Below are 25,505 nucleotides of genomic sequence, written 5' to 3' on the forward strand. Positions count from 1 at the left end.
GATTCGGTGAGCGCCCGGCCCGGGGGGTGCGGGCCGGCGCGAAAATTGGGGCTGGGTCGGCGGTGACCCGGCTGCGCGCGCATGCGCGGCGAAAGCCGGCCGCTAGCTAATTCGGTCCGTGGCCGAGGTGGTGCGCTCCGCCGGCGTGCCGGCAGCGCCGGCGGCGTCCGCCGCGGCCTGCGCATCGGGCTCGGTCATGCCGAAGAAGGCGCGCGCGTCGGCGCAATCCTTGGCGATCGCCGCGGTCAGCGCTTCCAGCGAGTCGAAACGCGCTTCGTCGCGCAGCTTCTTGATGAACTCGACCCGCACCAGCTTGCCGTAGACGCTGCGGTCGAAATCGAACAGATGGACTTCCAGCAGCACCCGCCCGGCGTCCTCGACCGTGGGCCGCACGCCGATGCTGGCCACGCCGGGCAGCGGGGTGTCGGCGATGCCGTGCACCTGTACCACGAAGATCCCGTTGACGGCCGGGCGCTTGTGCGGAATGCGCAGGTTCAGCGTCGGAAAGCCGAGGTCGCGGCCCAGCTTGCGGCCATGCACGACGTGGCCGCTGATCGCATAGCCATGGCCCAGCAGCCGGCGCGCGTGGTCCAGGTCGCCCTCGGCCAGCGCCTGGCGCACCGCCGAACTGGAAATCCGCACGCCGCCCTCGGAGACCGAGCCCATCTGCTCGACGTCGAAGCCGTAGCGCTTGCCGGCCTGCTGCAGATAGGCGAAGTCGCCGGCGCGCTTCGCGCCGAAGCGGAAGTCGTCGCCGACCAGCACCCAGCGCGCATGCAGCCCGTGCCACAGCACGTTCTCGACGAAGGCTTCGGGGGACTGGGCGGCGAAATGGGCGTTGAAGTGCTCGACCACCACGCGGTCGACGCCGTTGCGGCGCAGGCTTTCGAGCTTGTCGCGCAGCAGCGCGATGCGGGTCGGGGCGCGGTCCGGCGTGAAGAATTCGCGCGGGTGCGGCTCGAAGGTCATCACGCACAGCGGCAGTCCGCGCGCGTCGGCGGCCGCGCGCGCGCGCGCGAGCAGGGACTGGTGGCCCCGGTGCACGCCATCGAAATTGCCGATGGTCAGTGCGCAGGGTGCCCGGCTCTCGGCATTGGGCAGGCCGCGGAAGACTTTCACGAGGACGGCGACAATCGGTTGGATAAAGGCAGGATTATAAAGGGAATGGGCGCTTTCCCCCCGCCTTGCCGCACAACACTGCCCGGTGCCTGCCGGGCGGCCGTGGCGGGGGCACCCTCGGCTGTGTCGAGGCCCCAGGCCCGGTGGCGGACGGCGGCGAAAGTCGGCATGATATGTCGCGTCCACATTCTCGCCGTCACGCACGCCGCTTCCCGGTGCCGCCCGCCAACCTGATCGCGCTGCTCAAGCGCATCCTTCCGCCGCCCGCGCCGCCGCTGGACGCCGATACCGAGGCCAAGCTGCTGGCCGCGGTGCATCGTGTGATGCCCAGCGGCATCGTGACGGCCCTGCTGCTGCCCGGACTGACGGCCGCCGCCTTCTGGCACGAGGCCAGCCGCGGCGCGCTGCTGGCCTGGTGCGCGGCGATGCTGCTGCAGGCGGCCGGTTGCGCCTGGTTCTACCTGGGCTACCTGCGCGATATCCCGACGCTGAGCCGCTCGGCCCATACCCGCAAGTGGCGCGACCCGATGCGCGGCGTGGCGGTGCTGGTGGGCGTGAGCTGGGGCAGCGCGGCGCTGCTGCACCTGGTGTCGTCGTCCCCGGTGTTTTCCGGCGTGCTGCTGGTGCTGACGCTCGGCGCGCTGGCCGGCGGCGCGAGCTCGCAGGCGCCGGCCCCGGTCAACCTGCTCTATGTCGGCATTCCGATCCTGGTGCCCAATCTGTTGCTGGCGGGCTACGCGTTTCCCGGCCACGGCGGCTATATCCGGCTGCTGCTGGTGATCTATGCGCTGATGCTGGCGCGCCATGCGCTGAACCTGCACGGCTCGCTGGTGCGGGCGATCCGGCTGGAGGGCGAAAGCCGCCGGCTGGCGCGGCAGTTCCAGCAGGAGAAGGAGCGCGCCCTGCATGCCAGCGAGGAGAAATCCCGCTTCCTGGCGGCGGCGAGCCACGACCTGCGCCAGCCGGTGCATGCGCTGGTGATGCTGGTCGAGGCGCTGCGCGCGCGCAACGATTCGCCGGCGCTGCGGCCGCTGGTCGAGCAGGTCGCGGCCGGCACGCAGACCATCGATCTGCTGTTCCGCTCGCTGCTGGACCTGTCCAAGCTGGAAGGCCGCAAGGTCTTGCCGACGCTCGAGCCCTGCGATGTCGGCCAGCTGGTGCGCGAGGTCTGCGACCAGTTCGCCGGGGACGCACGGGCGGCCGGGCTGCGGCTGTCGCCGCGCGTGGCCGGCGAGCTGCACGCGATGGCCGAGCCGGTGCTGCTGCGCCGGGCGCTGTTCAATCTGGTGCAGAACGCGCTGCGCTACACGCGCCAGGGCCGGGTGCTGGTCGGCGCCCGCATGCGCGGCAGCCAGGTGCGCATCGAGGTCTGGGACACCGGCGCCGGCATCCCGGCCGAGCACTTGCCGGACATCTTCGGGCCGTACTTCCAGGTCCACAACCCGCAGCGCGACCGCTCGCACGGGCTCGGTCTGGGGCTGGCGATCTTCAAGGAATGCGTGCGGCTGATGCGCGGGACCTACGGCGTACGCTCGGTGCCGGGCAAGGGCTCGATGTTCTGGTTCACGCTCAATCCGGCGCCGGCCGAGTCGGTGGCCACGATCCGCGCGATGCGCCGCGACGCGGTGGCCCAGCACGCGATGCCGGACCGGCTGCACGGCCAGGTGCTTGTGGTCGACGACGACAGCCACGTGCGCAATGCCTGGATCGCGCTGATGGAGGCCTGGGGCGTGCGGGTGTCGTGCGCCGCCGATGGCGCCGAGGCCGAGCGGATGTTCGCCGGCGGCCTGCGGCCCGACATCATCTTCTGCGACCTGCGGCTGCCGGGAACGGAGAACGGGCTGGCGCTGCTCGAGCGGTGGCAGCAGACCCAGCCGCAGGCGCGCAGCGCGCTGCTGACCGGCGACCTCAAGTCGGCCGCGCTGGCCGAGGCCGAGGAGGCCGGCTATTTCGTGCTGCCCAAGCCGGTCGACCCGGGGGCGTTGCGGATGCTGCTGCGGCGCTGGCTGCGGACGGCATGAAGGCGTTGGCGGCCGCCTGGGTTGCCTGAGCCGCCCCAGGCCGCCCCGAGCCGCCCTGAACCGCCCTGAACCGCCCTGAAGCGCCCCGAGCCGCCCTGAAGCGCCCCGAGCCGCCCTGAACCAGATTGAGCTGGCAACTGGCTTTGACGGGCTTCAACAGGCTTTGACTCGCCTGAGCCGGCTGGCCGCGTGCTGCCCGGCGAGCCGCGTCTACTGTCGCAGCCGGAACCGCTCCATGCGGGACATCACCTGCATCCGCGTGCGCACGCCCAGCCGCTGCAGGATCGCTGACACGTGTTCCTTGACGGTGTTCTCCGTCAGGCCCAGCTCGCGCGCGATGACCTTGTTGGGCAGCCCTTCTAGCACCAGCGCCAGCACCGACCCCTGGCGCGGCGTCAGGCCGAGTTCGGCCGGCGTGACCGGGATGCTGTGCGTCGGGCCGAAGGCGCGCGGCTGGCCGTTCAGCGCCTCGTCGGACGGAAAGGCGGTGTCGCCGGCCAGCACGCGGCGCACCACCGCGGCGAAGGCCGGCGCGTCCAGATGCTTGCCGACGAAGCCGAAGGCGGACAGCGCGCGGGCCCGCTCGACGATCTCGGGCGTGGCCTCGGCCGACATGAAGATGAAGCGTGCGGCCGGCACGATGGCCTTGAGCGTCTGCATGGCATCGAAGCCGGTGCCGTCGTTCAGCCAGATGTCGAGCAGCACGATATCGGGCCGGAGCCCGCGTTGGAGGGTGTCCAGCGCCTCGGAGGCGCTCCCGGCGGCATGGACCGCAACATCGGGCATCACCTGCGCCAGGAACAGGGTGGTGCCGGACAGCGCCATGGGGTGGTCGTCGACCACCAGCAAGGTCGGTGCAACATTCGACATGCGATTTCCCGTCTAAAACAGCTTCGCCCTTGTTGTATGGTCCCGTCCCGTCGAGCGGGCGGATGGGCGATAGGGCGACTCTAGCAGAGCGAGCGGGACGTCACAATCCGCAATCGGGGGAAGCGCGGGCCGGTCAGTTTGCGGCGGAAGGCTTCCACGGCGCTGTCGCGGGGCGCCGCTTGGTAGAATTGCGCGATGAAAAATATCGTCATCCTCATCTCGGGGCGCGGTTCCAACATGGAAGCGATCGTCCGGGCCTGCGCCGAGCAGGCGTGGCCGGCACGGATCGCCGCCGTGCTGTCCAACCGCCCCGACGCGCCCGGCCTCAAGTTCGCCGCGGCGCAAGGCATTCCGGTCGGCGTGGTCGATCATCGCCACTATCCCGACCGGGCCAGCTTCGACAAGGCGCTGGCGAACGCGATCGACGCCCACGTGCCGGACCTGGTGGTGCTGGCCGGCTTCATGCGGATCCTGACGCCGGAGTTCGTCGAGCACTATGCCGGCCGCATGATGAATATCCATCCGTCGCTGCTGCCCAGTTTCCCCGGCCTGCATACCCACCAGCAGGCGCTGGAGGCCGGCGTCAAGGTGCACGGCGCCAGCGTGCATTTCGTCACCGCCGCGCTGGACCACGGTCCCATCGTGCTGCAGGCGGCGATCGAGGTCGGTCCTGGTGACACCCCCGACACGCTGGCGCAGCGGCTGCTGCCCTGCGAGCATCAGATCTATCCCCGCGCGGTGCGCTGGTTCGTCGAAGGGCGGCTGCGCGTCAAGGACAGCGTGGTCCATGTCGAGCCGCCCGAACCGCAATTGCTGATCGCGCTGGCCGCATCGTCCGACGATGCCGCCACCGCCCCGAATTCCGCTTCGAACCCCACTTCGGACTCCCCCTCGGACTCCGCCACCCCCATCGATACCACCGGAGCCCGTCAATGACCCGTCCCGCCCAGGCACCGCGCGGCGGCGCGCGTCCGCCCTCCCGCACCAAACGCAAGACAAGCCCGCTGCGCAAGGCCACCTCGCCGCGCGAGAGCGCCAACGACGGCCAGGCGCGTCCGCACGGCGCCCTGCACGCCACGCATATCCAGCATATCGACCGGTTGCTCGGCAAGGTGATGCTGTTCGCGCGGCCCGCTGACGCCGTGGTCAGCTACTACTTCCGCGAGAATCCCAAGCTCGGCCACCGCGAGCGGGGCATCATCGCCGAGGCCGTGTTTGCCGTGCTGCGCCGGCGCGTGGAATTCGCCCAGTTCGCCGAGTCCGGCTCGGGCGCCGCGCCGCGCCGGCTGGCCCTGCTGGGCCTGGCGGCGACGCTGGGTCGCGACGCGCTGACGCCGTTCCTGTATCCGGAAGAGGCCCAGTGGCTGGACCGGCTGATGACCATCGAACGCGCCAGCCTGGCGCCGCGCGTGCGCGCCAATCTGCCTGAGTGGCTGTACGAGCAGCTGGTCGCCCGGCACGGCGAGGCCTTTACCGCCGCGCTCGGCGATGCCTGGCTGCGGCCCGCGCCGCTGGATCTGCGCGCCAATCTGATCAAGACCTCGCGCGAGGCCGTGCTGGCGGAGCTGGAGGAGGCCGGACTTGCGGCCGAGCCGACGCCGATCGCCCCGACCGGCATCCGCCTGGCGGGCAAGCCGGCGCTGAACCAGCTGCCGCTGTTCATCAACGGACTGGTCGAGGTGCAGGACGAGGGCAGCCAGCTGCTGTGCCATCTGGTCGCCCCGCGGCGCGGCGAGATGGTGGTCGACTTCTGCGCCGGCGCCGGCGGCAAGACGCTGGCGCTCGGCGCGCTGATGCGCTCGACCGGGCGGCTCTACGCCTTCGACGTGTCGGACAAGCGCCTGGCCAACCTGAAGCCGCGCCTGGCGCGCAGCGGCCTGTCGAACGTCCATCCGGTGCTGATCGACTCGGAGCAGGACGCCAAGGTCAAGCGGCTGGCCGGCAAGATCGACCGCGTGCTGGTCGACGCGCCTTGCAGCGGCCTGGGCACGCTGCGGCGCAATCCGGACCTCAAATGGCGCCAGAGCCCGCAGACGGTGCTGGAGCTGACCGCCAAGCAGGCGGCCATCCTCGAATCGGCGGCGCGCCTGGTCAAGCCGGGCGGCCGCGTGGTCTATGCCACCTGCAGCGTGCTCGAGGCCGAGAACGAGGCGATCGTGCGTGACTTCCTGAGCCGCCATGCCGACTTCCAGCTCGTGCCGGTGGCACAGGTGCTGGCCGAGCAGAAGATCGCGATCGCCGACCTGCCCGAGGACGCGCAGACGTTGGCGCTCTATCCCCATCTGCACCAGACCGACGGATTCTTCGCGGCGGTGCTGGAGCGCTCGCGCCAATGAGCATGGGGGCCCCGGCCCCTGTCGTTTCGCGGATACCGGGCACTCACCGCCCGGTATTTTTTTGTTCTTCACTGTCGTTGCTTTCTTCACTGGTTGAACTCGTCGATCGATGGCCTCCAACTCCCTGACCGATCTGTCGCAATCCCATACCGTGTTCGGCAAGATGCTGGGCGACCTGATGCAGGATGCCGGCGACCCCGGCTTCCTGTGGCAACTGGCCGTGCTGGCCGGCTGCGTGCTGCTGGCCTGGCCGCTGGCGCGCCATGTCGCCGGGCGGCTCGAGGCGCGCTACGCGGGTTCGAGCTTCGCGCTGCGCTTTGCCGCCGCGAGCCTGGAGCGCGCGATGTTTCCGCTGTTCGGCTGGCTGCTGGTGCTGGCGGCGCGCTTCGCGCTGGCGCCGCTGATTCCGGTCAGCATGCTGCGGCTGGCGCTGGTGCCGCTGTTCGGCATCACCTTCCTCTATTTCGCCTTCTACGTGTTGCGCCGCGTGCTGTCCGGGAACGGCCAGCTGCACGGCATGCTGACGCTGGTGGAGAAGGTGCTGACCACGCTGGTCTGGGTCGGCATGGCGCTGTACGTGCTCGGCATGCTGTCCGAGGCGGTGCAGTGGCTCGATTCGATCCAGTTCGCTCTCGGGCAGCAGCGCATCAGCGTGGCCGATCTGCTGATGGCCTGCGTGTGGATCCTGCTGACGGTGCTGGCCGCGCTGTGGTTCGGTTCGTGGCTGGAAGAGCGGCTGATGCGCTCGGCGACCATCGACACCAGCCTGCGCGTGGTGCTGACGCGGCTGTCCAAGGCGCTGCTGCTGCTGGTTTCGCTGCTGTTCAGCCTGTCGCTGGTCGGCATCGACCTGACCGTGCTCTCGGTATTCGGCGGGGCGCTCGGCGTCGGCCTGGGCCTGGGCCTGCAGAAGATCGCCAGCAACTACGTGTCGGGCTTCATCATCCTGCTGGACCGCTCGGTCAAGCTCGGCGACCAGATCACGGTCGACAAGTACACCGGCATCGTGGCGCAGATCCGCACCCGCTACACCGTGGTGCGCAATGGCGACGGCGAGACGCTGGTGCCGAACGAGCAGCTGGTCGCGCAGTCGGTGCAGAACCATTCGTTCTCGAATACCAATGTACGGGTGGCGACCCGGGTGCAGGCCGACTACGACGCCGATCCCGAGATGGTGCTGGCACTGCTGACCGAGGCCGTGCGCGGCATTCCGCGCCTGCTGGCGGACCCGGCGCCGTCGGCCTTCCTGGTGGCGTTTGCCGACAGCGGGGTCGAGTACGAGGTGGCGGGGTTCATCGCCGATCCGCAGAACGGCAAGCTGGGCGTGCAATCGGAAATGAACCGCGCCATCTGGAAGGCATTCCGGGCCAGCGGCATTTCGATTCCCTATCCGCAGCGCGAGTTGCGTGTGCTGCCCACGGACGGGACGCTGGTGTCGCGGGTCGCGGCCAATGCGGCGGAATCGGCATAAGAAGGGCGCGACAGGTCGCGTATGTGACGCCATCGCCATTGAAGGAACGAAGTATCGTTTTCGGCGTCCAACACGGCAAACGAAAAGCACACGCACGGGTAAAAGCGGATGCCGGGACGCTGGCGTTCCGGTAAAATCGCGGGTCGTCCCGGGGATTCCCCCGGCCGGACTACCGATCCGTGCCCGAGGGCCAGCCGCCAGATTGCAGCGGCGCGTGCCGGGGTCCCGCGAAGGCGCAAGGCGCCTTGGCTGACGCCATAAGACGCAATCACTGGATTTGCAGTCATTTTTCTGCGCGTTGCTGCGACACCCTGACACGTCGCAGCCAGCCTCTATCAAGCACGGAGAACAGTTTGTTCGACACAATTCTTCAGTGGGCCGCCAACGGCCTTCTCGACTGGTCCTGGTGGAAGATCGTGATCTTCACCCTGGTCATGACCCACATCACCATCGCCGGCGTCACGATTTTCCTGCACCGGTGCATGGCGCACCGCTCGCTCGATCTGCACCCGATCGCCGCGCACTTCTTCCGCTTCTGGCTGTGGCTGACCACGGGCATGGTCACCAAGGAGTGGACCGCGATCCACCGCAAGCACCACGCCAAGTGCGAAACCGAAGACGATCCGCATAGCCCGCAGACGCGCGGCATCCGCAAGGTGCTGCTCGAAGGCGCCGAGCTGTACCGGGCCGAAGCCAAGAACAAGGAAACGCTGGCCAAGTTCGGCCACGGCACGCCCAACGACTGGATCGAGCGCAACCTGTATTCGCGCTTCACCTGGCAGGGCGTCGGCCTGATGCTGATCATCGACCTGGCGCTGTTCGGCGTGGTCGGCCTGTCGGTCTGGGGCGTGCAGATGCTGTGGATCCCGATTCATGCCGCCGGCATCATCAACGGCCTGGGCCACTGGTGGGGCTATCGCAACTACGATTGCGAGGACGCGTCGACCAATGTGTCGCCGTGGGGCATCATCATCGGCGGCGAGGAACTGCACAACAACCACCATACCTATCCGACCTCGGCCAAGTTCTCGATCAAGTGGTACGAGTTCGATATCGGCTGGTGCTACATCCGCGCGATGCAGGCGGTCGGCCTGGCCAAGGTCAAGAAGACCCCGCCCAAGGCGCGTCTGGTCGAGGCCCGTCCGGTCGATCACAACACGCTGGAAGCCATCATCGCCAACCGCTATGACGTGATGGCGCGCTATGCCAAGGCCGTCAAGAATGCTTACCGCGAGGAACTGGCCCAGCTGAAGGCCAAGCGCGTTGCCGACTATCGCCGCTTCAAGCTGGCGCGCAAGTGGTTCCACCGCGACGAGACCAAGCTGGCCGAGCCCCAGCGCCAGCAACTGGCCAGCATCGTCGAGCACAACAAGGCACTGCAGACCTTCGTCGAGATGCGCCGCGAACTGGCCGCGATCTGGGGCCGTTCGAACCTGACGCGCGAACAGCTGCTGCAACAGCTGCAGGCCTGGTGCCACCGCGCCGAAGCGAGCGGCATCCAGGCGCTGCAGGAGTTCTCGCTGCGCCTGCGCCGCTACGCGTAACGCCTGATAAGAAGGACAGCGCCTGCTACAATGCCAGGCGCGCCCGAAGCCCCGCCATGCTGTCGCTGGCGGGGCTTTTCTTTTGGCGACGCCGCCCCATCTAGAGGCCGGTCCCGGCCGCAATGACCACGCGAGGCGATGCGGCGGCGAGCACGGGTGCCCCGAGGAGTACAGGAGATGACCCCCCAAACGATCAAGACCGTCGAGTTCGAGAAACCGACGCAGACGCAGGCGGACGGTGGCGCGAGCTGCGTCGCCCACGCCTGGGCCAAGGTGCCGCCCGCGCTGACGCCGGACGAGCGCTCGGCATTGAAGGATCGCATCCGCGCGCTGCTGAAGGCGCGCAATGCGGTGCTGGTCGCGCACTACTATGTCGACGCCGACCTGCAGGACCTCGCCGAGGAAACCGGCGGTTGCGTGTCCGATTCGCTGGAGATGGCCCGCTTCGGGCGCGACCATCCGGCGCAGACGCTGGTGGTGGCCGGTGTGCGCTTCATGGGTGAGACCGCCAAGATCCTCAGCCCCGAAAAGACCATCCTGATGCCGGACCTGGACGCGACCTGCTCGCTGGACCTGGGCTGCCCGGCCGACGAGTTCGCCGCGTTCTGCGACGCGCATCCGGACCGCACCGTGGTGGTCTATGCGAACACCAGCGCCGCGGTCAAGGCGCGCGCCGACTGGATGGTGACCTCGAGCATCGGCCTGAAGATCGTCGAACATCTGCACGCGCGCGGCGAGAAGATCCTGTGGGCGCCCGACAAGCATCTGGGTGGCTATATCCAGCGCCAGACCGGCGCCGACATGCTGCTGTGGCAGGGTTCGTGCCTGGTGCACGACGAGTTCAAGGGCATCGAGCTCGATCTGCTGCGCAAGGAGCATCCGAAGGCCAGGATCCTGGTGCATCCGGAATCGCCGGCCAACGTGGTGGCCCAGGCCGACGTGGTCGGCTCGACCTCGCAGCTGATCGCCGCCGCCCAGCAGCTCGACGCCAACGAGTTCATCGTCGCCACCGACAACGGCATCCTGCACAAGATGCGGATGGCCGCGCCGGGCAAGCATTTCATCGAGGCGCCGACCGCCGGCAACAGCGCGACCTGCAAGAGCTGCGCGCATTGCCCGTGGATGGCGATGAATGCGCTGACGAATCTGGCCGAGGTGCTGGAGACCGGCCGCAACGAGATCCATGTCGATCCGGAGATCGGCCGTCGCGCCTATACCTGCATCGACCGCATGCTCGACTTTGCCGCCCAGCAGAAGGCCAACGTACGGCCCGCCGCCGACCTGGCCAAGGAGCAGGCGCTGTTCCAGGGGATCGGTCCGGCATGAGCGAGTCCTCGAACAACGACGCAGTGAATCCGGTCTTCGACCAGTACGGACCCGCGCTGGTCGAGGCGCTGCGCGAGAACGTCCGCGCGGCGATTGCCGAGGACGTCGGCACCGGCGACTGGACCGGCCAGCTGGTGCCGGCCGACAAGCAGGCGCACGCCCGTGTGATCGTGCGCGAGGAGGCGGTGCTGTGCGGGCAGCCATGGTTCGATGCCTGCATGCATGCGGTGGATCCGCGTTTGCAAATCCGCTGGCTGCAACGGGAAGGCACTCTCATGGCGGCCGATTCCGTGGTCTGCGAGATCGACGGCCCGGCCCGTTCGCTGCTGACCGCCGAGCGGCCATCGCTGAATTTCCTGCAACTGCTGTCGGGCGTGGCCACCGCGACGCGGCGCTATGCCGACCTGGTCGTCGGTACGCGCGCCCGCGTGCTCGACACGCGCAAGACGCTGCCGGGGCTGCGCCTCGCGCAGAAGTACGCGGTCAAGGTCGGCGGCGGCGACAACCAGCGGCTTGCGCTCTATGACGGCATCCTGATCAAGGAAAACCATATCGCCGCGGCCGGCGGCGTCACCGCGGCGCTGCAGGCCGCGGCCGCGCTGAACGCCGGCGTGCCGGTGCAGGTCGAGGTCGAGTCGCTGGTCGAACTGGAGGAGGCGCTGGCCGCCGGTGCCGTCTCGATCCTGCTCGACAACTTCACCGAGCCGATGATGCGCGAAGCGGTGCGCGTCAATCGCGGCCGCGCGGTGCTGGAAGTGTCCGGCGGCGTCAACGCGAATACGATCCGGCGTTTCGCCGAGACCGGCGTCGACCGGATCTCGGTAGGCGCGCTGACCAAGGACGTGCGCGCGACCGACTACTCGTTGCGCATCATCGGCTGAGCGGGCTCGCACTGCGTCGAGCCCGAGCCGGCTGCTGCCCCGGCCCCGTCTTGGGTCGCGCTTCGGTTGCCCACCGGTCGCGCTTCGATTGCGCTCCGGTTGCCCTCCGGCCGCGCGTTCAGTTGCCGCGGCGGCGTCCGTTCGGCGGCTGCAGCACGGTCGGCAGCGCCTTCGGCAACGTCCCCGGGTAGTCGCGGCTGAAATGCAGGCCGCGACTTTCGTGGCGCGCATAGGCGCTGTCGACAATCATCGCCGCCACTTCGACCAGATTGCGCAGTTCCAGCAGATCGCGTGTGACGCGGAAGTTCGCGTAGTACTCGGTGATTTCCTCGCGCAGCAGCGCGATCCGATGCTGCGCGCGTTCCAGCCGCTTGCTGGTGCGCACGATGCCGACGTAGTTCCACATCATCCGGCGCAGCTCGTCCCAGTTGTGCGAGACCACGACCTCCTCGTCGGCATCGGACACGCGGCTCTCGTCCCACGGCGGCAACGCCAGATCGGGTTTGCCGGCCTTGGCCTGCGACGCGATGTCGTTGGCGGCCGCCCGGCCGATCACCATGCATTCGAGCAGCGAGTTCGATGCCAGCCGGTTCGCGCCGTGCAGGCCGGTGTAGGCCGTCTCGCCGACCGCGTACAGATTGTCCAGATCGGTGCGTCCCGACGTGTCGGTGACCACGCCGCCGCAGGTGTAGTGCGCGGCCGGCACCACCGGGATCGGCTGGCGCGTGATGTCGATGCCCAGTTCCAGGCAGCGCGCGTGGATGGTGGGGAAGTGTTCGCGCAGGAAGGGCGCGGGCTGGTGCGTGATGTCGAGGTACACGCAGTCCAGGCCGCGCTTTTTCATCTCGAAGTCGATCGCGCGGGCCACCACGTCGCGCGGCGCCAGTTCGGCGCGCGCATCGTGCTCCGGCATGAAGCGGGTGCCGTCGGGCAGCACCAGCCGGCCGCCTTCGCCGCGCACCGCCTCGGAAATCAGGAATGACTTGGCATACGGGTGGTACAGGCAGGTCGGATGGAACTGGATGAATTCCATGTTCGCGACCCGGCAGCCCGCGCGCCAGGCCATCGCGATGCCGTCGCCGGTAGCCGTGTCCGGATTGGTCGTATAGAGATAGACCTTGCCCGCGCCGCCGGTGGCCAGCACGGTATGGCTGGCGGTCAGCGTATGCACCTGGCCGTTGGCGTCGTCGAGCACGTACAGCCCGAGGCAACGGTTGCCGCCCAGTCCCATCTTGCGCGAGGTGATCAGGTCGATCGCGAAATGGTCTTCGAGGATCGTGATATTGGGATGGCGGCGCACCTGCTCGGTCAGCGTCGTGACCACGGCATGGCCGGTGGCGTCGGCCGCGTGGATGATGCGGCGATGGCTGTGGCCGCCCTCGCGGGTCAGGTGATAGCCGAGTTCGGCCTGTTCGTCGCGCGTGAACGGCACGCCCCGGTCGATCAGCCACTGGATCGCTTCGCGCCCGTGCTCGACGATGAAGCGGGTCGCGCCTTCATCGCACAGGCCGGCACCGGCGATCAGCGTATCCTGCGTGTGTTCGTCGTGGCTGTCGCCGGAGTCCAGCACCGCCGCGATGCCGCCCTGGGCCCAGTCGCTGGCGCCTTGCGTCATGGCGCGCTTGCTCACGATGACAACCCGGTGGCTGTCGGCCAGTTGCAGCGCGACCGTGAGGCCGGCCAGGCCGCTGCCGACGATGGCGACGTCGAAGTTCATGATGCGTGGTGGCGCGGCGAGGGCGCCGGTGGTGCGGGAAAGCTCGAAAGTGTACACCGCCGATCAAGCCGCCGCGCCTTGCCCCTGCTGGCGGCGCGGCGTGCTGCGTCTCCCACGGCATGTTGGGCAGAGCCGGCAGTGGGGAGCGGGGAAGTCGGGGAAGTCGGGAAGTCGGGAAGTCGGGAAGTCGGGAAGTCGGGAAGTCGGGAAGTCGGGAAGTCGGGGAGCGGGGCAGCGGCGACGAGCAGGCAACAAAAAACCCCGCCATGGCGGGGTTCTTCGCTGGAACGCAGGATCAATTACTTGATCTTGGTTTCCTTGTACTCGACGTGCTTGCGCGCGACCGGATCAAATTTCTTGATCGACATCTTTTCCGGCATGGTGCGCTTGTTCTTGTCGGTGGTGTAGAAGTGACCGGTACCCGCGGTGGATTCCAGTTTGATCTTGTCGCGTCCGCCTTTGCTGGCCATGATGAACTCCTAATTAGACTTCGCCGCGTGCGCGCAGGTCGGCGAGCACGGAGTCGATGCCTTTCTTGTCGATCAGGCGCAGACCGGCGTTCGAGACGCGCAGGCTCACCCAGCGGTTTTCCGATTCAACAAAGAAACGACGGTTCTGCAGGTTGGGCAGAAAACGGCGCTTGGTCTTGTTGTTTGCGTGGGAAACGTTGTTGCCGACCATCGGCGCTTTCCCGGTCACTTGACAGACGCGTGCCATGAAGCACTCCTAAATCTTCTATTCGTGGACAATGTTCGCAACAGATCAACAAAAGGCGCGCGGGCCCGGACTGCAGCGGTTAAGACTTCAGCAAAACGGGCATTATAGACCGAAATCCCTCGGCCGATCAATGCCTTCTGTGCGTTGACGCCACGGCGACGCGCCCGTGCCTTTGGCGTCACAGTTGCCGGTGCTCGGCCAGCGAGTAGGTCGTATTGCCGGCGACGATGAAGTGGTCGAGCACATGGACGTCGATCAGCGCCAGCGAATGCGCCAGCGCCTTGGTCATCGCCAGGTCCGCGGGACTCGGCGCCGGATTGCCCGACGGGTGGTTGTGGGCGACGATCACCGCGGCCGCATTATGCGCCAACGCCTGCCTGGCCACCTCGCGCGGGTAGACGCTGGTTTGCGTCAGCGTGCCGCGGAACAGCTCCTCGGCGGCCAGCAGCCGATTGCGCGCATCCAGGAACAGGCACAGGAACACCTCGTAAGGCCGCTGCGCCAGCGACAACCGCAGGTAGTCCCGCACGGCCTGCGGCGACTCCAGGCCCGGCGCCATCGCCAGCTGCTCGGCCAACGCCCGCCGCGTCAACTCGACCACCGCCTGCAGCTGCACGTACTTGGCGGTGCCGACGCCGCGCACCCGGCTCAGTTCGGTCTGGCTGGCGGCGAGCAGCCCGGTCAGCGAGCCGAATGCCGCGATCAGCTCGCGCGCCACATCGACCGCGCTCTTGCCCGGCACGCCGACGCGCAGGAATACCGCGAGCAGTTCGGCGTCGGACAACGAGGCGGCACCGGCTTGCAGCAGCTTTTCGCGAGGACGTTCGCTGGCGGGCCAATCGGGGATGGGCATGGCGGTCTCGTTCGGGAAGCGGCGTCGGAGGGCGGGGCGGACCCGTGGCCGCGATCGGCGGCGCCGGGTCCAGTCGCTTACAATACGGGTTCTCGACTGGTTGAGCATTCATGAATTCGCAAACTTTTGCGTCGGACTCCGGCGGCGCCACCGCGCGCAAGACCGTGCAGGCCGATTCCTTCCTGACCTTGCATTACCGCATCTCGCTGGAGAACGGTACCGAGGTCGTCAGCACCTTCGACGACAAGCCCGCCACGCTGCTGCTGGGGCAGGGCCAGTTCGCGCCCACGCTGGAACAGGCGCTGCTCGGCATGGCCGAGGGCGAGCGCACCAGCTACCGTCTGGCGCCGGAGCACGCCTTCGGGCCGCGCAATCCCGAGTTGCTGCAGCGCGTGTCGCTGGCCACGCTGCGCGAGAACAGCTCGTTCGAAGAGGACTACAGCCCGGGTGACCTGGTCGAGTTCAACGCGCCCGGCGGCGGCAAATATGCCGGCGTCCTCAAGGAAATCGGCGAGACCTCGGCGCTGTTCGACTTCAATCATCCGCTGGCCGGACAGACCATCCTGTTCGACGTCCAGCTGATCGGCATCCTCTGACGACCTGTTCCGGCCGCCTCGGCCGCCGGAGCGCAGCTACCTCCCCCGCATGTCCGAAATGACTCCCGCCCCCGACGCCGAGATCCTGCTGGCCCAGCCGCGCGGCTTCTGCGCCGGGGTCGATCGCGCGATCGAGATCGTGGAGCGCGCGCTCCAGCGCTTTGGCGCGCCGATCTACGTGCGCCATGAAATCGTGCACAACGCCTATGTCGTGGCCGATCTGCGCCGCAAGGGCGCCGTCTTCGTGCAGGACCTCGACGAGGTGCCGGCCGGCGCGACCGTGATCTTCAGCGCCCACGGCGTGTCGCGCAGCGTCCGCGCCGAGGCGCAGGCGCGCGGCCTGAACGTCTTCGACGCGACCTGTCCGCTGGTGACCAAGGTGCATGTCGAGGTCGGCAAGATGCGCGCCGAAGGCTGCGAGATCGTGATGATCGGCCATCGCGGCCACCCCGAGGTCGAGGGCACGATGGGCCAGGCCGACGGCGGCATGCTGCTGGTCGAGTCGCCCGCCGACGTGCAGACCCTGCAGGTCGCCGATCCCACGCGGCTGGCCTATGTCACGCAGACCACGCTGTCGGTCGACGAGACCGAGGAGATCGTCGCCGCGCTGAAGGCACGCTTCCCGGAAATCCGCGAGCCGAAGAAGCAGGACATCTGCTATGCGACGCAGAACCGCCAGGACGCCGTCAAGTTCATGGCGCCGCAGGTCGACGTGGTGATCGTGGTCGGCAGTCCCAACAGCTCCAACTCGAACCGCCTGCGCGAACTGGCCGAGCGGCTCGGCGTGCCTGCCTATATGGTCGATGCGCCGGAACAGGTCCGTCCCGAATGGATCGCCGGCAAGCGCCGCATCGGGCTGACCGCCGGCGCTTCGGCGCCGGAGGCGCTGGCCCAGTCGATCGTCGACCGGCTGCGCGCGCTCGGCGCGCGGCAGGTGCGTCCGCTGGAGGGCATCGAGGAAAACATGTCGTTCCCCCTGCCCAAGGGCCTGCAGGCGACCGCCGCCTGAGTCCCGCGGACCTTCCCGGTTTTTAGCAGCGCCCCGCCTCGAGCGGGGCGTTGTCGTTTTGGCCGGCGTGTTTTCGCGCCATTGCACCGCGCCATGCCGAGTGTCGTGCTTCCGCCGAAAGAAACTTGATCGTCACAACGATATATTGGCTCGGCACAAGGCGCGTCTTTTGCGAAGGACTTTAGGGTAATTCCCCTAAATACGGGTTTTCCCTCGATTGGTGCGAACGCGGATTGCCGACATTCTAAATTGGTGCATATTTCTTTTATGAAATGCCTAATTAATATCTATAAAGATAGGTGCCTTGTCAGCCACGCTGGAACGTCCGGAAGGCCGCCTAGTGACGTGGCGGGCACGGATCTTGTTAGGTATCTCAAAGAGCCCCTGTTGTGAATGGGAATTGCCCCAATGACGGCATTGGGGAAATTACCTAGCTCAATAGAAGGGCAAAAGGCTCAGGTTGTTGCGTCGCGTATTGCATCCGCAAAAAAAGGGGATACAATGCGCGCGTTTCAAATTGAAACTAAACCAAGGCGGTGCAGGGAAACGGACGGGAGGCGTTGCGTAACCCTGATCTTGTGAATCCTAGGAGATCACTCATGCAAATCACGTTGGCCAAGATTCTGCCGATCGCAGCGGCAGTGGCACTGGTTACTGCCTGCGGCAAGAAGGAAGAGGCGGCGCCCGGTGCGACGGCCTCGGCACCTGCCGCGGCAGCACCGGCTGGCGGCGAGGTGGTGGTAAAGATCGGCCATGCGGCGCCGCTGACCGGTGGGATCGCCCACCTTGGCAAGGACAACGAGAACGGCGCGCGCCTGGCCGTCGAAGAGGTCAACAAGGCCGGTCTGGAACTGGGCGGCAAGAAGGTCCGCCTGGAACTGGTCGGCGAAGACGACGCGGCCGATCCGAAGACCGGCACCTCGGTGGCCCAGAAGCTGGTCGACGAGAAGGTCGTCGCCGTGGTCGGCCACCTGAACTCGGGCGTGTCGATTCCTGCCTCCAAGATCTATAGCGATGCGGGCATCGTGCAGATCTCGCCGTCCTCGACCAACCCCGACTACACCAAGCAGGGCTTCAAGACGACCTTCCGCGTGGTGGCCACCGATGCCCAGCAGGGCCCGGCCCTGGCCAACTACGCCGCCAAGAGCCTGAACGCCAAGAGCGTGGCGATCGTCGACGACGCCACCGCCTACGGCAAGGGCCTGGCCGACGAGTTCGAGAAGACCGCCAAGGCCGCCGGCGTCAACATCGTGGCGCGCGAGGCCACCAACGACAAGGCCACCGACTTCAAGGCCATCCTGACCAAGATCAAGGGCAAGAAGCCGGACGTCATCATGTACGGCGGCATGGACGCCACCGGCGGCCCGTTCGCCAAGCAGGCCAAGGAACTCGGCATCCCGGCCAAGATCGTCGGCGGCGACGGCGTCTGTACCGACAAGGTGGCGGAACTGGCGGGCGATGCGGTCAGCAACATCATCTGCTCCGAGGCCGGCCTGGCGTTGTCCAAGATGGAGAAGGGCGCCGAGTTCCAGAAGCGCTACCAGGAACGTTTCAACGCACCGGTGCAGATCTACGCGCCGTTCACCTACGACGCCGTGATGGTGATCGTCGATGCGATGAAGCGCGCCGGCTCGACCGAGCCCGCGGCGATCCTGGCGGAGATGCCCAAGACCAACTACCAGGGCGTGATCGGCAACATCGCCTTCGACGAGAAGGGCGACATGAAGGAAGGCACCATCACGCTGTACGACTACAAGGACAAGAAGAAGTCCGTGCTTGACGTCGTGAAGATGTAATTCGGACCTACCCGGTCCTCCGAACGGCACCGTGAGTACTTTGCGGTGCCGTTCTTTTTAGCCTCGCCTTTTGTGACAGCGCCCTTACCATGGGTGGAACGCGGCAGGCCGTTGCTTTACCCGCTTACCAGCACATAACCACTTACCAAACCACTCACACCCCGCTGCCCGGTCGGCATCCATCCATGCCGGAAGTGCGGGCGGCAAGCCAGGAGTATTCATGGATATCCTTATCCAGCAGATCGTGAATGGTCTGGTGCTCGGCAGCATCTATGCGCTGATTGCACTCGGCTACACCATGGTCTACGGCATTCTCGGGATCATCAACTTCGCCCACGGCGATGTGCTGATGATCGGCGCGCTGACCGCACTGTCGGCGATTCTCGCACTCCAGCAATTCGCCCCCGGCCTGCCGGAATGGCTGACGCTCGTGATCGCCACGCTGATCGCGATGCCGGTCTGCGCGATGCTGTCCTATTCGATCGAACGGATTGCCTACCGGCCGCTGCGCAACGCGCCCCGGCTGGCTCCGCTGATCACCGCGATCGGCGTCTCCATCATGCTGCAGACCATCGCAATGATGATCTGGTCGCGCAATCCGCTGACCTTCCCGCAGCTGCTGCCCTCGAGCCCGATCGATATCGGCAACACCGGGGCCACGATCACCGGCAAGGAGATGGTCATCATCGGCATGGCCGTGATGGTGATGGCCGGGCTGCTGACGCTGGTCAACCGCACCAAGCTCGGCCGCGCGATGCGCGCCACCGCCGAGAATCAGCGCGTGGCGGGCCTGATGGGCGTGAACCCGAACTTCGTGATCTCGGCCACCTTCATGATCGGCGCGACCCTGGCTGCGCTGGCCGGCGTGATGATGGCGACGAACTATGGCAACGCGCACTTCTACATGGGCTTCATCCCCGGCCTGAAGGCGTTTACCGCGGCCGTGCTCGGCGGCATCGGCAACCTCGCCGGCGCGATGGTCGGCGGCATGCTGCTGGGCCTGATCGAGGCGCTGGGCGCCGGCTACATCGGCGATCTGACCAACGGCGTGTTCGGCTCGAACTACCAGGACGTGTTTGCCTTCATCGTGCTGATCACCGTGCTGGTGTTCCGTCCGTCCGGCATCATGGGCGAACGTGTGGCCGACCGGGCGTAAGGGGATCGCAACGATGAACACTCCGATTTCTACGACGGCGCAGGCCGCGCCGCTGACCAAGACGCCGGCCAAGACCATGTTCGCGCTGGCGGCCTTCCTGGTGATCGGCCTGTGCGCGCCGTTCGCCGTGCAGTTCCTGGGCGGCAACTACTGGGTGCGCGTGCTCGACTTCGCGCTGCTGTACATCATGCTGGCGCTGGGCCTGAACATCGTGGTCGGCTTCGCCGGCCTGCTGGACCTGGGCTACATCGCCTTCTATGCGGTGGGCGCCTATCTGATGGCGCTGCTCGGCTCGCCGCATCTGGCCAACCAGTTCGAGACCATCGCGCAGCTGTTCCCCAACGGCTTCCATGTCAGCGTCTGGTGGGTGCTGCCATTGGCGGCATTGGTGGCGGGCATCTTCGGCGTGCTGCTCGGTGCGCCGACGCTGAAGCTGCGCGGCGACTATCTGGCGATCGTCACGCTCGGCTTCGGCGAGATCATCCGCATCTTCATGAACAACCTGGACCGGCCGGTCAACATCACCAACGGTCCCAAGGGCATCACCGCGGTCGATCCAATCACGATCTTCGGCTTCAACTTCTCCAAGACGCACGAGTTCTTCGGCCTGAAATTCACGCCGGTGTTCATGTACTACTACCTGCTGATCCTGCTGGTCGTGGCAATCGTGTTCGTCTCGCTGCGGCTGCAGAACTCGCGCATCGGCCGCGCCTGGGTGGCGATCCGCGAGGACGAGATCGCGGCCAAGGCGATGGGCATCAACACCCGCAACATCAAGCTGCTGGCCTTCGCCATGGGCGCGTCGTTCGGCGGTGTCTCGGGCGCGGTGTTCGGCGCCTTCCAGGGCTTCGTCTCGCCGGAATCGTTCACGCTGTGGGAATCGATCTATGTGCTGGCGATCGTGGTGCTCGGCGGCATGGGCCATATCCCGGGCGTGATCCTGGGCGGCATCCTGCTGATCGGCTTCCAGGAGCTGCTGCGCGTGGTGGCCGAGCCGGTGCAGAACATGCTGTTCGGCCATGTGATCGTCGACGCCGAAGTGCTGCGCCAGCTGCTGTTCGGCCTGGCGCTGGTCGGCGTGATGCTGTATCGCCCGGCGGGCCTGTGGCCGTCGCCGCGCAAGGAAGACCGGCCGGTGATTCGCCGCCCCGGTAGCGTTGGACGTCTGTGAAGCGGGAGGACCTGATGAGCAACGAAAACATCCTCCTGTCCGTCAAGGGAGTGAACAAGCGCTTCGGCGGCCTGCAGGCGCTGTCGGATGTGGGCCTGGAGATCCGGTCCGGCGAGATCTACGGCCTGATCGGCCCGAACGGCGCCGGCAAGACCACCTTCTTCAACGTGATCACCGGGCTCTACACCCCCGATTCCGGCGAGTTCGTGCTGGACGGCAAGCCCTATCAGCCGACCGCGGTGCATGAAGTGGCCAAGGCTGGCATCGCCCGCACCTTCCAGAACATCCGCCTGTTCGGCGACATGACGGCGCTCGAGAACGTGATGGTCGGCCGCCACGTGCGGACCAAGGCCGGCGTGATCGGCGCGATCTTCCGTCCGCCAGCGGTGCGCAAGGAAGAAGAGGGCGTCGAGGACATGGCGCATGACCTGCTCGAGTACGTCGGCATCGGCAAGTACGCCAACTTCACCTCGCGCAATCTGTCGTACGGCCACCAGCGCCGTCTCGAGATCGCCCGCGCGCTGGCGACCGAGCCCAAGCTGCTGGCGCTCGACGAGCCCGCGGCCGGCATGAACGCGACCGAGAAGGTCGAGCTGCGCGGCCTGCTCGACAAGATCCGCAGCGATGGCCGGACCATCCTGCTGATCGAGCACGACGTGAAGCTCGTGATGGGCCTGTGCGACCGCATGACCGTGCTCGACTACGGCAAGGTCATCGCGCAGGGCCTGCCGTACGATGTCCAGAACAACCCGGCGGTGATCGAGGCCTACCTCGGCACTTCGGCCCACTGACGGGGAGCCGCACATGAAAGACACACTACTGAAGATCGCCGGCCTGAAGGTCGCGTACGGCGGCATCCAGGCCGTCAAGGGCATCGACCTGGAAATCCGCGACGGCGAACTCGTGACGCTGATCGGCGCCAATGGCGCCGGCAAGACCACCACGATGAAGGCGATCACCGGCCTGCAGCCCTGGGCCGGCGGCGAGGTCGAATACCTGGGCCGCTCGATCAAGGGCGTGCCGAGCTACGAGCTGCTGAAGCAGGGCCTGGCGATGGTGCCGGAAGGCCGCGGCGTGTTCGCGCGCATGACCATCACCGAGAACCTGCTGATGGGCGCCTTCACGCGCAAGGACGAGGCCGGCATCAAGGACGACATCGATCGCATGTTCGGCATCTTCCCGCGGCTGAAGGAACGCGCCAACCAGCTGGCCGGCACCATGTCCGGCGGCGAGCAGCAGATGCTGGCCATGGCGCGCGCGCTGATGAGCCAGCCGCGCCTGCTGCTGCTGGACGAACCGTCGATGGGCCTGTCGCCGATCATGGTCGAGAAGATCTTCGAGGTCGTGCGCGATATCTCCGGCCAGGGCGTCACCGTGCTGCTGGTCGAGCAGAACGCCCGCCTCGCACTGCAGGCCGCCAACCGCGGCTATGTGATGGAGTCCGGCCTGATCACGATGAGCGGCAATGCCGCCGACATGCTCGACGACCCGAAGGTACGCGCCGCGTATCTGGGGGAATGAGCCTGTCGCGATAGGAAAACGGCGGCCGAAGGGCCGCCGTGCAGTCGCCAGCCCCGCCATGCCTGCATGGATGGGGCTTTTTTTATCGTTCCGCCGGCGCCGGCCGGATCGAATTGTGCGACGACACCACCTGCCACCCATGCGGCGTGCGTACGAACACGTCGGTGAAGACGACGTCCGTCGGCTTGGCTTTCGCGTTGGGCCGATAACGGTTGACGCCGGTGACCACCGCGCTGTCGCGAAACGTGCGTACCTTCAGTTCGGTCAGCGTCTGGCTGGAGCCCGGCGGCGGGGGGCCGGCGGACAGCGATTCGGCGCGGTTGCGCATGCCGCCGAGCGGCGAGATGTTGACGAAGGTCGGATGGAGCAGGCGTTCCAGCGCGGCGCGGTCGCCGGACTCGGTGGCGGTCAGCCAGTCCTGCTCGGCCTTGAGGATGGCGGCGTGGTCGGCGGCCTCGTCGGCCGCGGCCGGTGTGGCGGCCAGGGTGCCGAGCGCCAGGGCGGCCACGGCAAGCGTGGTAGCCAGCCCGCGCCTGTGGGGATGGAGGCGACCGCCCATTGTTGTTCTCCCGGTCCTGGATGGCATCAGTATAGGCAAGCGAATATTACCGTCGTCCCCACGCGCGGCGGGTGGCGGTGAACGAAGGGAGGCTACGGAGAGGAGCCAAAGAAAAAGGCCGCCGTGCCATCGCAGCAGGGCGGCCCGTTTCCGAACCACGGGCGACCATCGCCGACCATCGCCGACCATCACGGACCATCGCGCCGTGGACGACGGCAGACGGCCGGCGCCAGAAGATCAGGCCAGCGACTTCAGCAGCGTCCGCAGCATGCCGATCATCTGGTCGATTTCCCCGCGGGTCACGTTCAGCGCCGGCATGAAGCGCAGCAGGTTCGGCCGCGGCGAATTGAGCAGCAGGCCCTCCGGCTGCATCTCGCGCGCCTGCTCGACCAGCTGCGGGCCGATGTCCTTGCCGAGCATCAGCGCGCGCAGCAGGCCCTCGCCCCGTTCGCCGGCCAGGCCGAACTCGTTCGACAGCGCCAGCAGCTGTTCGCGCAGATACGCGCCCTTCTCCTGCACCTGCTGCAGGAAGCCCGGCGCCAGCAGCTGCTCGAACACCGCGCTGCCCACCGCGCACATCAGCGGGTTGCCGTTGTAGGTGCCGCCCTGGTCGCCGGCTTCGAAGCTCGCCACCTCGGCCTTGCACAGCAGGGCCGACAGCGGCACGCCGCCGCCGATGCCCTTGCCCAGCGTCATGATGTCCGGCTCGACGTTCGACAGCTCGTAGGCGAACAGCGTGCCGCAGCGGGCGCAGCCGGCCTGCACCTCGTCGACGATGAACAGCAGCTTGTGCTTGTCCGCCAGCGCGCGCAGCCCTTGCATGAATTCGCGCGTGGCGGGCACCACGCCGCTCTCGCCCTGCACCGGCTCGAGCATGATGCCGACCGTCTTGTCGTTGATCAGCGCCTCGACCGAAGCCAGGTCATTGAGCTGGGCCTTCGGAAAGCCCGGCACCTGCGGCGCGAAGATCGTGTCCCAGCCGGCCTTGCCCGACGCGCTCATGGTCGCCAGCGTGCGGCCATGGAAGCTGTGGTCCATCGTGATGATCTCGTAGGCGCCGTTCTTGTGCTTGCGCCCCCATTTGCGCGCCAGCTTGATCGCGCCCTCGTTGGCCTCCGCGCCGCTGTTGGCGAAGAACACCTTGTCGAAGCAGCTGTTGTCGGTCAGCGTCTTGGCCAGCCGCAGCATCGGCTCGTTGTAGAAGGCCGGGCTCGGATTGATCAGCTTGCGGGCCTGCTCGTTCAGCGCCGCGATCATGCCCTCGTTCGAGTGGCCCAGGCAGTTGACGGCCCAGCCCTGCACGAAGTCCAGATAGCGCTTGCCCTGATGGTCCGTCAGCCACGAGCCCTTGCCCTCGGTGAAGACGAGCTCGGGCCGGTTGGTGATGTACATCAGCGATTGGACGGGATACTCAGCAAATGCCATGGCGGACTCCAGAGATCGGCAAACAAGGAAAAGGGAAGGGCGGCAAAACAAAAAAGCCACGGGGGTTGCCCGTGGCTTGATGACCTGAACAGACGCTGTCGACGGTCAGCCGCGTGGCACCCTGGCGGGATGCGACGTACGGAAGCTGCGTCGGATGTTGGCGTGGTTCATGCGGCCAACTATAAGACGCAGTCGCCCCAGTGTCAAAGACGACGGTGGCGGTCCGGATCGTCATTGTTGTTCTCGTGAAACGGTGGCGCGGTCGTGGTGCGGTCGTGGCGTGGGCCGTCGGCGCGGGCAGGGCAGGGCGCCAACCCGGTCGGCGGAGCCAGCCGGGCCGCGCCGCGAGCCCTGGTTCAGGCCACGCCGGCCGGGTGCAGGTCGGCCTCGGAGGTGAACGAGTCGGCGAAGAACGCATCCTCGTGCAGCGCGCACTGGGCGGTGAAGTCGCGCCGCGCCGATTCGACCATCACCGGGGCGCCGCAGGCATAGACCTCGTGGCCCGACAGATCCGGGTAGTCCGCCATCACGGCCTGGTGGACGAAGCCGGTGCGGCCGTCCCACTCGTCCTCGGCCAGCGCGTCCGAGACCACCGGAACGTACCGGAAGTTCGGCAGCTCGCGCGCCCACTGCTCGCACAGCGCGTGCATGTAGAGATCGCGCGGACGGCGGCCGCCCCAGTACAGCGTCATCGGCCGCGTGATGCCGGTGTAGGCCGCGTGCTCGACGATGGCCTTGATCGGCGCGAAGCCGGTGCCCGAGGCCAGCAGGATGATCGGCTTGTCCGAGTCCTCGCGCAGGAAGAAGCTGCCCAGCGGACCCTCGAAGCGCAGGATGTCGCGCTCCTTCATTGCCGGCTGGCCCTCGCGCGCGCCGAACACATAGTCGGTGAAGGCGCCGCCCGGCATATGGCGGAAATGCAGTTCGATCGGGCCTTCCTCGTGCGGCGGCGTGGCGATCGAATAGCTGCGGCGCTTGCCGTCCCGCAGCAGGAATTCGACGTACTGGCCGGCCAGGTATTGCAGGCGCTCGGTGGCCGGCAATTGCAGCTTCGCCACGATGACGTCTTCGGCCACGCGTTCCAGCGATTGCACGCGGCACGGCACCTTCTTGATCGGGATATCGCCGGCGCCATGCACCTCGCGGCATTCGATGGTCACGTCCGAGGCCGCATTGGCGCAGCAGAACAGCGCGCGGCCCTCGGTCTTTTCCTGCGCGGTCAGCGCGGAGGCGGCATGGTCGCCCTGGACGATGTCGCCGGCGGTGACGCGGCCCTTGCACGAACCGCAGGCGCCGTTCTTGCACCCGTAGGGCAGGCCGATGCCTTGACGCAGCGCCGCCGACAGGATGGTTTCGTTCGCTTCCGCCTCGAATTGGCGGCCGCTCGGCAGCACGGTTACTTGATAAGCCATAATCT

Annotated in this window: 23 protein-coding genes; 14 read left to right on the forward strand and 9 right to left on the reverse strand. The window is 67.2% G+C overall.

Annotated elements, in window-relative coordinates; genetic code table 11:
• Positions 1 to 102 precede the first annotated feature (102 nt).
• A complete protein-coding gene (locus K7G19_RS10740) occupies positions 103 to 1,119 on the reverse strand; it encodes a bifunctional riboflavin kinase/FAD synthetase (protein WP_149316708.1) in 1,017 nt (338 codons plus the stop codon).
• 215 nt (positions 1,120 to 1,334) lie between these two features.
• Between K7G19_RS10740 and K7G19_RS10745 the strand changes: the two genes are divergently transcribed.
• Complete coding sequence (locus tag K7G19_RS10745; protein WP_226107222.1) at positions 1,335 to 3,140, forward strand: hybrid sensor histidine kinase/response regulator; 1,806 nt, start codon at positions 1,335 to 1,337, stop codon at positions 3,138 to 3,140.
• A gap of 210 nt (positions 3,141 to 3,350) precedes the next feature.
• On the opposite strand, the gene K7G19_RS10750 is transcribed toward K7G19_RS10745, so the two are convergent.
• Positions 3,351 to 4,010, reverse strand: a complete 660-nt coding sequence (locus K7G19_RS10750) for a response regulator transcription factor (protein WP_149316710.1) — start codon at positions 4,008 to 4,010, stop codon at positions 3,351 to 3,353.
• Positions 4,011 to 4,205: 195 nt separating this feature from the next.
• Here K7G19_RS10750 and purN point away from each other — a divergent pair, with 195 nt between their 5' ends.
• The 6 genes from purN to nadC all read left to right on the forward strand — a co-directional run bounded on the left by purN (position 4,206) and on the right by nadC (position 11,568).
• A complete protein-coding gene (gene purN, locus K7G19_RS10755; protein WP_226107225.1) occupies positions 4,206 to 4,946 on the forward strand; it encodes a phosphoribosylglycinamide formyltransferase in 741 nt (246 codons plus the stop codon).
• Positions 4,943 to 6,346, forward strand: a complete 1,404-nt coding sequence (locus tag K7G19_RS10760) for an RsmB/NOP family class I SAM-dependent RNA methyltransferase (protein WP_149316712.1) — start codon at positions 4,943 to 4,945, stop codon at positions 6,344 to 6,346. Before purN ends, K7G19_RS10760 begins: the two co-directional genes overlap by 4 nt.
• Before the next feature lie 109 nt (positions 6,347 to 6,455).
• Entirely contained in the window at positions 6,456 to 7,817 is a 1,362-nt protein-coding gene (locus K7G19_RS10765; RefSeq protein WP_226107226.1) for a mechanosensitive ion channel family protein, read from the forward strand.
• Positions 7,818 to 8,170: 353 nt separating this feature from the next.
• Entirely contained in the window at positions 8,171 to 9,361 is a 1,191-nt protein-coding gene (locus K7G19_RS10770; protein WP_006575665.1) for an acyl-CoA desaturase, read from the forward strand.
• A 177-nt stretch (positions 9,362 to 9,538) separates the two neighbouring features.
• The gene (nadA, locus tag K7G19_RS10775) at positions 9,539 to 10,687 is read left to right on the forward strand and encodes a quinolinate synthase NadA (protein ID WP_226107229.1); all 1,149 of its coding nucleotides are present in this window, start codon (positions 9,539 to 9,541) and stop codon (positions 10,685 to 10,687) included.
• On the forward strand, positions 10,684 to 11,568 hold the full coding sequence (gene nadC, locus K7G19_RS10780) for a carboxylating nicotinate-nucleotide diphosphorylase (protein ID WP_226107232.1): 885 nt from the start codon (positions 10,684 to 10,686) through the stop codon (positions 11,566 to 11,568). Before nadA ends, nadC begins: the two co-directional genes overlap by 4 nt.
• A gap of 118 nt (positions 11,569 to 11,686) precedes the next feature.
• On the opposite strand, the gene nadB is transcribed toward nadC, so the two are convergent.
• From nadB to radC, 4 genes are all read right to left on the reverse strand, one after another.
• On the reverse strand, positions 11,687 to 13,285 hold the full coding sequence (gene nadB, locus K7G19_RS10785; RefSeq protein ID WP_149317086.1) for an L-aspartate oxidase: 1,599 nt from the start codon (positions 13,283 to 13,285) through the stop codon (positions 11,687 to 11,689).
• Between the two features lie 299 nt (positions 13,286 to 13,584).
• The gene (gene rpmG / locus K7G19_RS10790) at positions 13,585 to 13,755 is read right to left on the reverse strand and encodes a 50S ribosomal protein L33 (RefSeq protein WP_006575662.1); all 171 of its coding nucleotides are present in this window, start codon (positions 13,753 to 13,755) and stop codon (positions 13,585 to 13,587) included.
• A 13-nt stretch (positions 13,756 to 13,768) separates the two neighbouring features.
• The gene (gene rpmB / locus K7G19_RS10795; RefSeq protein WP_006575661.1) at positions 13,769 to 14,002 is read right to left on the reverse strand and encodes a 50S ribosomal protein L28; all 234 of its coding nucleotides are present in this window, start codon (positions 14,000 to 14,002) and stop codon (positions 13,769 to 13,771) included.
• 178 nt (positions 14,003 to 14,180) lie between these two features.
• Entirely contained in the window at positions 14,181 to 14,855 is a 675-nt protein-coding gene (radC, locus tag K7G19_RS10800; RefSeq protein ID WP_149316716.1) for a DNA repair protein RadC, read from the reverse strand.
• A gap of 110 nt (positions 14,856 to 14,965) precedes the next feature.
• Here radC and K7G19_RS10805 point away from each other — a divergent pair, with 110 nt between their 5' ends.
• The 7 genes from K7G19_RS10805 (at position 14,966) to K7G19_RS10835 (ending at position 22,104) form a co-directional block, all read left to right on the forward strand.
• On the forward strand, positions 14,966 to 15,451 hold the full coding sequence (locus tag K7G19_RS10805; protein ID WP_006575659.1) for a peptidylprolyl isomerase: 486 nt from the start codon (positions 14,966 to 14,968) through the stop codon (positions 15,449 to 15,451).
• A 49-nt stretch (positions 15,452 to 15,500) separates the two neighbouring features.
• On the forward strand, positions 15,501 to 16,460 hold the full coding sequence (gene ispH / locus K7G19_RS10810) for a 4-hydroxy-3-methylbut-2-enyl diphosphate reductase (protein WP_149316717.1): 960 nt from the start codon (positions 15,501 to 15,503) through the stop codon (positions 16,458 to 16,460).
• Positions 16,461 to 17,059: 599 nt separating this feature from the next.
• Positions 17,060 to 18,256, forward strand: a complete 1,197-nt coding sequence (locus tag K7G19_RS10815) for a branched-chain amino acid ABC transporter substrate-binding protein (protein WP_149316718.1) — start codon at positions 17,060 to 17,062, stop codon at positions 18,254 to 18,256.
• 220 nt (positions 18,257 to 18,476) lie between these two features.
• Positions 18,477 to 19,412 (forward strand): branched-chain amino acid ABC transporter permease, encoded by a 936-nt coding sequence (locus tag K7G19_RS10820; protein ID WP_149316719.1) that lies wholly within the window; start codon positions 18,477 to 18,479, stop codon positions 19,410 to 19,412.
• Between the two features lie 13 nt (positions 19,413 to 19,425).
• Entirely contained in the window at positions 19,426 to 20,583 is a 1,158-nt protein-coding gene (locus K7G19_RS10825) for an ABC transporter ATP-binding protein (protein WP_149316720.1), read from the forward strand.
• 14 nt (positions 20,584 to 20,597) lie between these two features.
• Positions 20,598 to 21,374, forward strand: a complete 777-nt coding sequence (locus K7G19_RS10830) for an ABC transporter ATP-binding protein (protein WP_149316721.1) — start codon at positions 20,598 to 20,600, stop codon at positions 21,372 to 21,374.
• Positions 21,375 to 21,387: 13 nt separating this feature from the next.
• A complete protein-coding gene (locus tag K7G19_RS10835) occupies positions 21,388 to 22,104 on the forward strand; it encodes an ABC transporter ATP-binding protein (protein ID WP_149316722.1) in 717 nt (238 codons plus the stop codon).
• 82 nt (positions 22,105 to 22,186) lie between these two features.
• Here the strand turns inward: K7G19_RS10835 and K7G19_RS10840 are convergent, their stop codons facing one another.
• From K7G19_RS10840 to K7G19_RS10850, 3 genes are all read right to left on the reverse strand, one after another.
• Positions 22,187 to 22,663, reverse strand: a complete 477-nt coding sequence (locus tag K7G19_RS10840; RefSeq protein ID WP_226107234.1) for a nuclear transport factor 2 family protein — start codon at positions 22,661 to 22,663, stop codon at positions 22,187 to 22,189.
• Positions 22,664 to 22,900: 237 nt separating this feature from the next.
• Positions 22,901 to 24,088 carry an acetylornithine transaminase gene (locus K7G19_RS10845; RefSeq protein WP_150083359.1) on the reverse strand — a complete coding sequence of 396 codons (1,188 nt, stop codon included), beginning with the start codon at positions 24,086 to 24,088 and terminating at the stop codon, positions 22,901 to 22,903.
• A gap of 356 nt (positions 24,089 to 24,444) precedes the next feature.
• Positions 24,445 to 25,500, reverse strand: coding sequence for a CDP-6-deoxy-delta-3,4-glucoseen reductase (locus tag K7G19_RS10850; protein ID WP_149316725.1), 1,056 nt, complete (start codon positions 25,498 to 25,500; stop codon positions 24,445 to 24,447).
• Between the last annotated feature and the right edge of the window lie 5 nt (positions 25,501 to 25,505).

Source organism: Cupriavidus sp. DB3 (assembly GCF_020418465.1).
GTDB lineage: Bacteria > Pseudomonadota > Gammaproteobacteria > Burkholderiales > Burkholderiaceae > Cupriavidus > Cupriavidus cauae.

Coding starts and splice junctions, on each gene's coding strand:
- K7G19_RS10750 (WP_149316710.1), bottom strand. CDS start 4,010: ATGTCGAATGTTGCACCGACCTTGCTGGTGGTCGACGACCACCCCATG.
- purN (WP_226107225.1), top strand. CDS start 4,206: ATGAAAAATATCGTCATCCTCATCTCGGGGCGCGGTTCCAACATGGAA.
- K7G19_RS10760 (WP_149316712.1), top strand. CDS start 4,943: ATGACCCGTCCCGCCCAGGCACCGCGCGGCGGCGCGCGTCCGCCCTCC.
- K7G19_RS10765 (WP_226107226.1), top strand. CDS start 6,456: ATGGCCTCCAACTCCCTGACCGATCTGTCGCAATCCCATACCGTGTTC.
- nadA (WP_226107229.1), top strand. CDS start 9,539: ATGACCCCCCAAACGATCAAGACCGTCGAGTTCGAGAAACCGACGCAG.
- nadC (WP_226107232.1), top strand. CDS start 10,684: ATGAGCGAGTCCTCGAACAACGACGCAGTGAATCCGGTCTTCGACCAG.
- nadB (WP_149317086.1), bottom strand. CDS start 13,285: ATGAACTTCGACGTCGCCATCGTCGGCAGCGGCCTGGCCGGCCTCACG.
- rpmG (WP_006575662.1), bottom strand. CDS start 13,755: ATGGCCAGCAAAGGCGGACGCGACAAGATCAAACTGGAATCCACCGCG.
- rpmB (WP_006575661.1), bottom strand. CDS start 14,002: ATGGCACGCGTCTGTCAAGTGACCGGGAAAGCGCCGATGGTCGGCAAC.
- radC (WP_149316716.1), bottom strand. CDS start 14,855: ATGCCCATCCCCGATTGGCCCGCCAGCGAACGTCCTCGCGAAAAGCTG.
- K7G19_RS10805 (WP_006575659.1), top strand. CDS start 14,966: ATGAATTCGCAAACTTTTGCGTCGGACTCCGGCGGCGCCACCGCGCGC.
- ispH (WP_149316717.1), top strand. CDS start 15,501: ATGTCCGAAATGACTCCCGCCCCCGACGCCGAGATCCTGCTGGCCCAG.
- K7G19_RS10815 (WP_149316718.1), top strand. CDS start 17,060: ATGCAAATCACGTTGGCCAAGATTCTGCCGATCGCAGCGGCAGTGGCA.
- K7G19_RS10820 (WP_149316719.1), top strand. CDS start 18,477: ATGGATATCCTTATCCAGCAGATCGTGAATGGTCTGGTGCTCGGCAGC.
- K7G19_RS10825 (WP_149316720.1), top strand. CDS start 19,426: ATGAACACTCCGATTTCTACGACGGCGCAGGCCGCGCCGCTGACCAAG.
- K7G19_RS10830 (WP_149316721.1), top strand. CDS start 20,598: ATGAGCAACGAAAACATCCTCCTGTCCGTCAAGGGAGTGAACAAGCGC.
- K7G19_RS10835 (WP_149316722.1), top strand. CDS start 21,388: ATGAAAGACACACTACTGAAGATCGCCGGCCTGAAGGTCGCGTACGGC.
- K7G19_RS10840 (WP_226107234.1), bottom strand. CDS start 22,663: ATGGGCGGTCGCCTCCATCCCCACAGGCGCGGGCTGGCTACCACGCTT.
- K7G19_RS10845 (WP_150083359.1), bottom strand. CDS start 24,088: ATGGCATTTGCTGAGTATCCCGTCCAATCGCTGATGTACATCACCAAC.
- K7G19_RS10850 (WP_149316725.1), bottom strand. CDS start 25,500: ATGGCTTATCAAGTAACCGTGCTGCCGAGCGGCCGCCAATTCGAGGCG.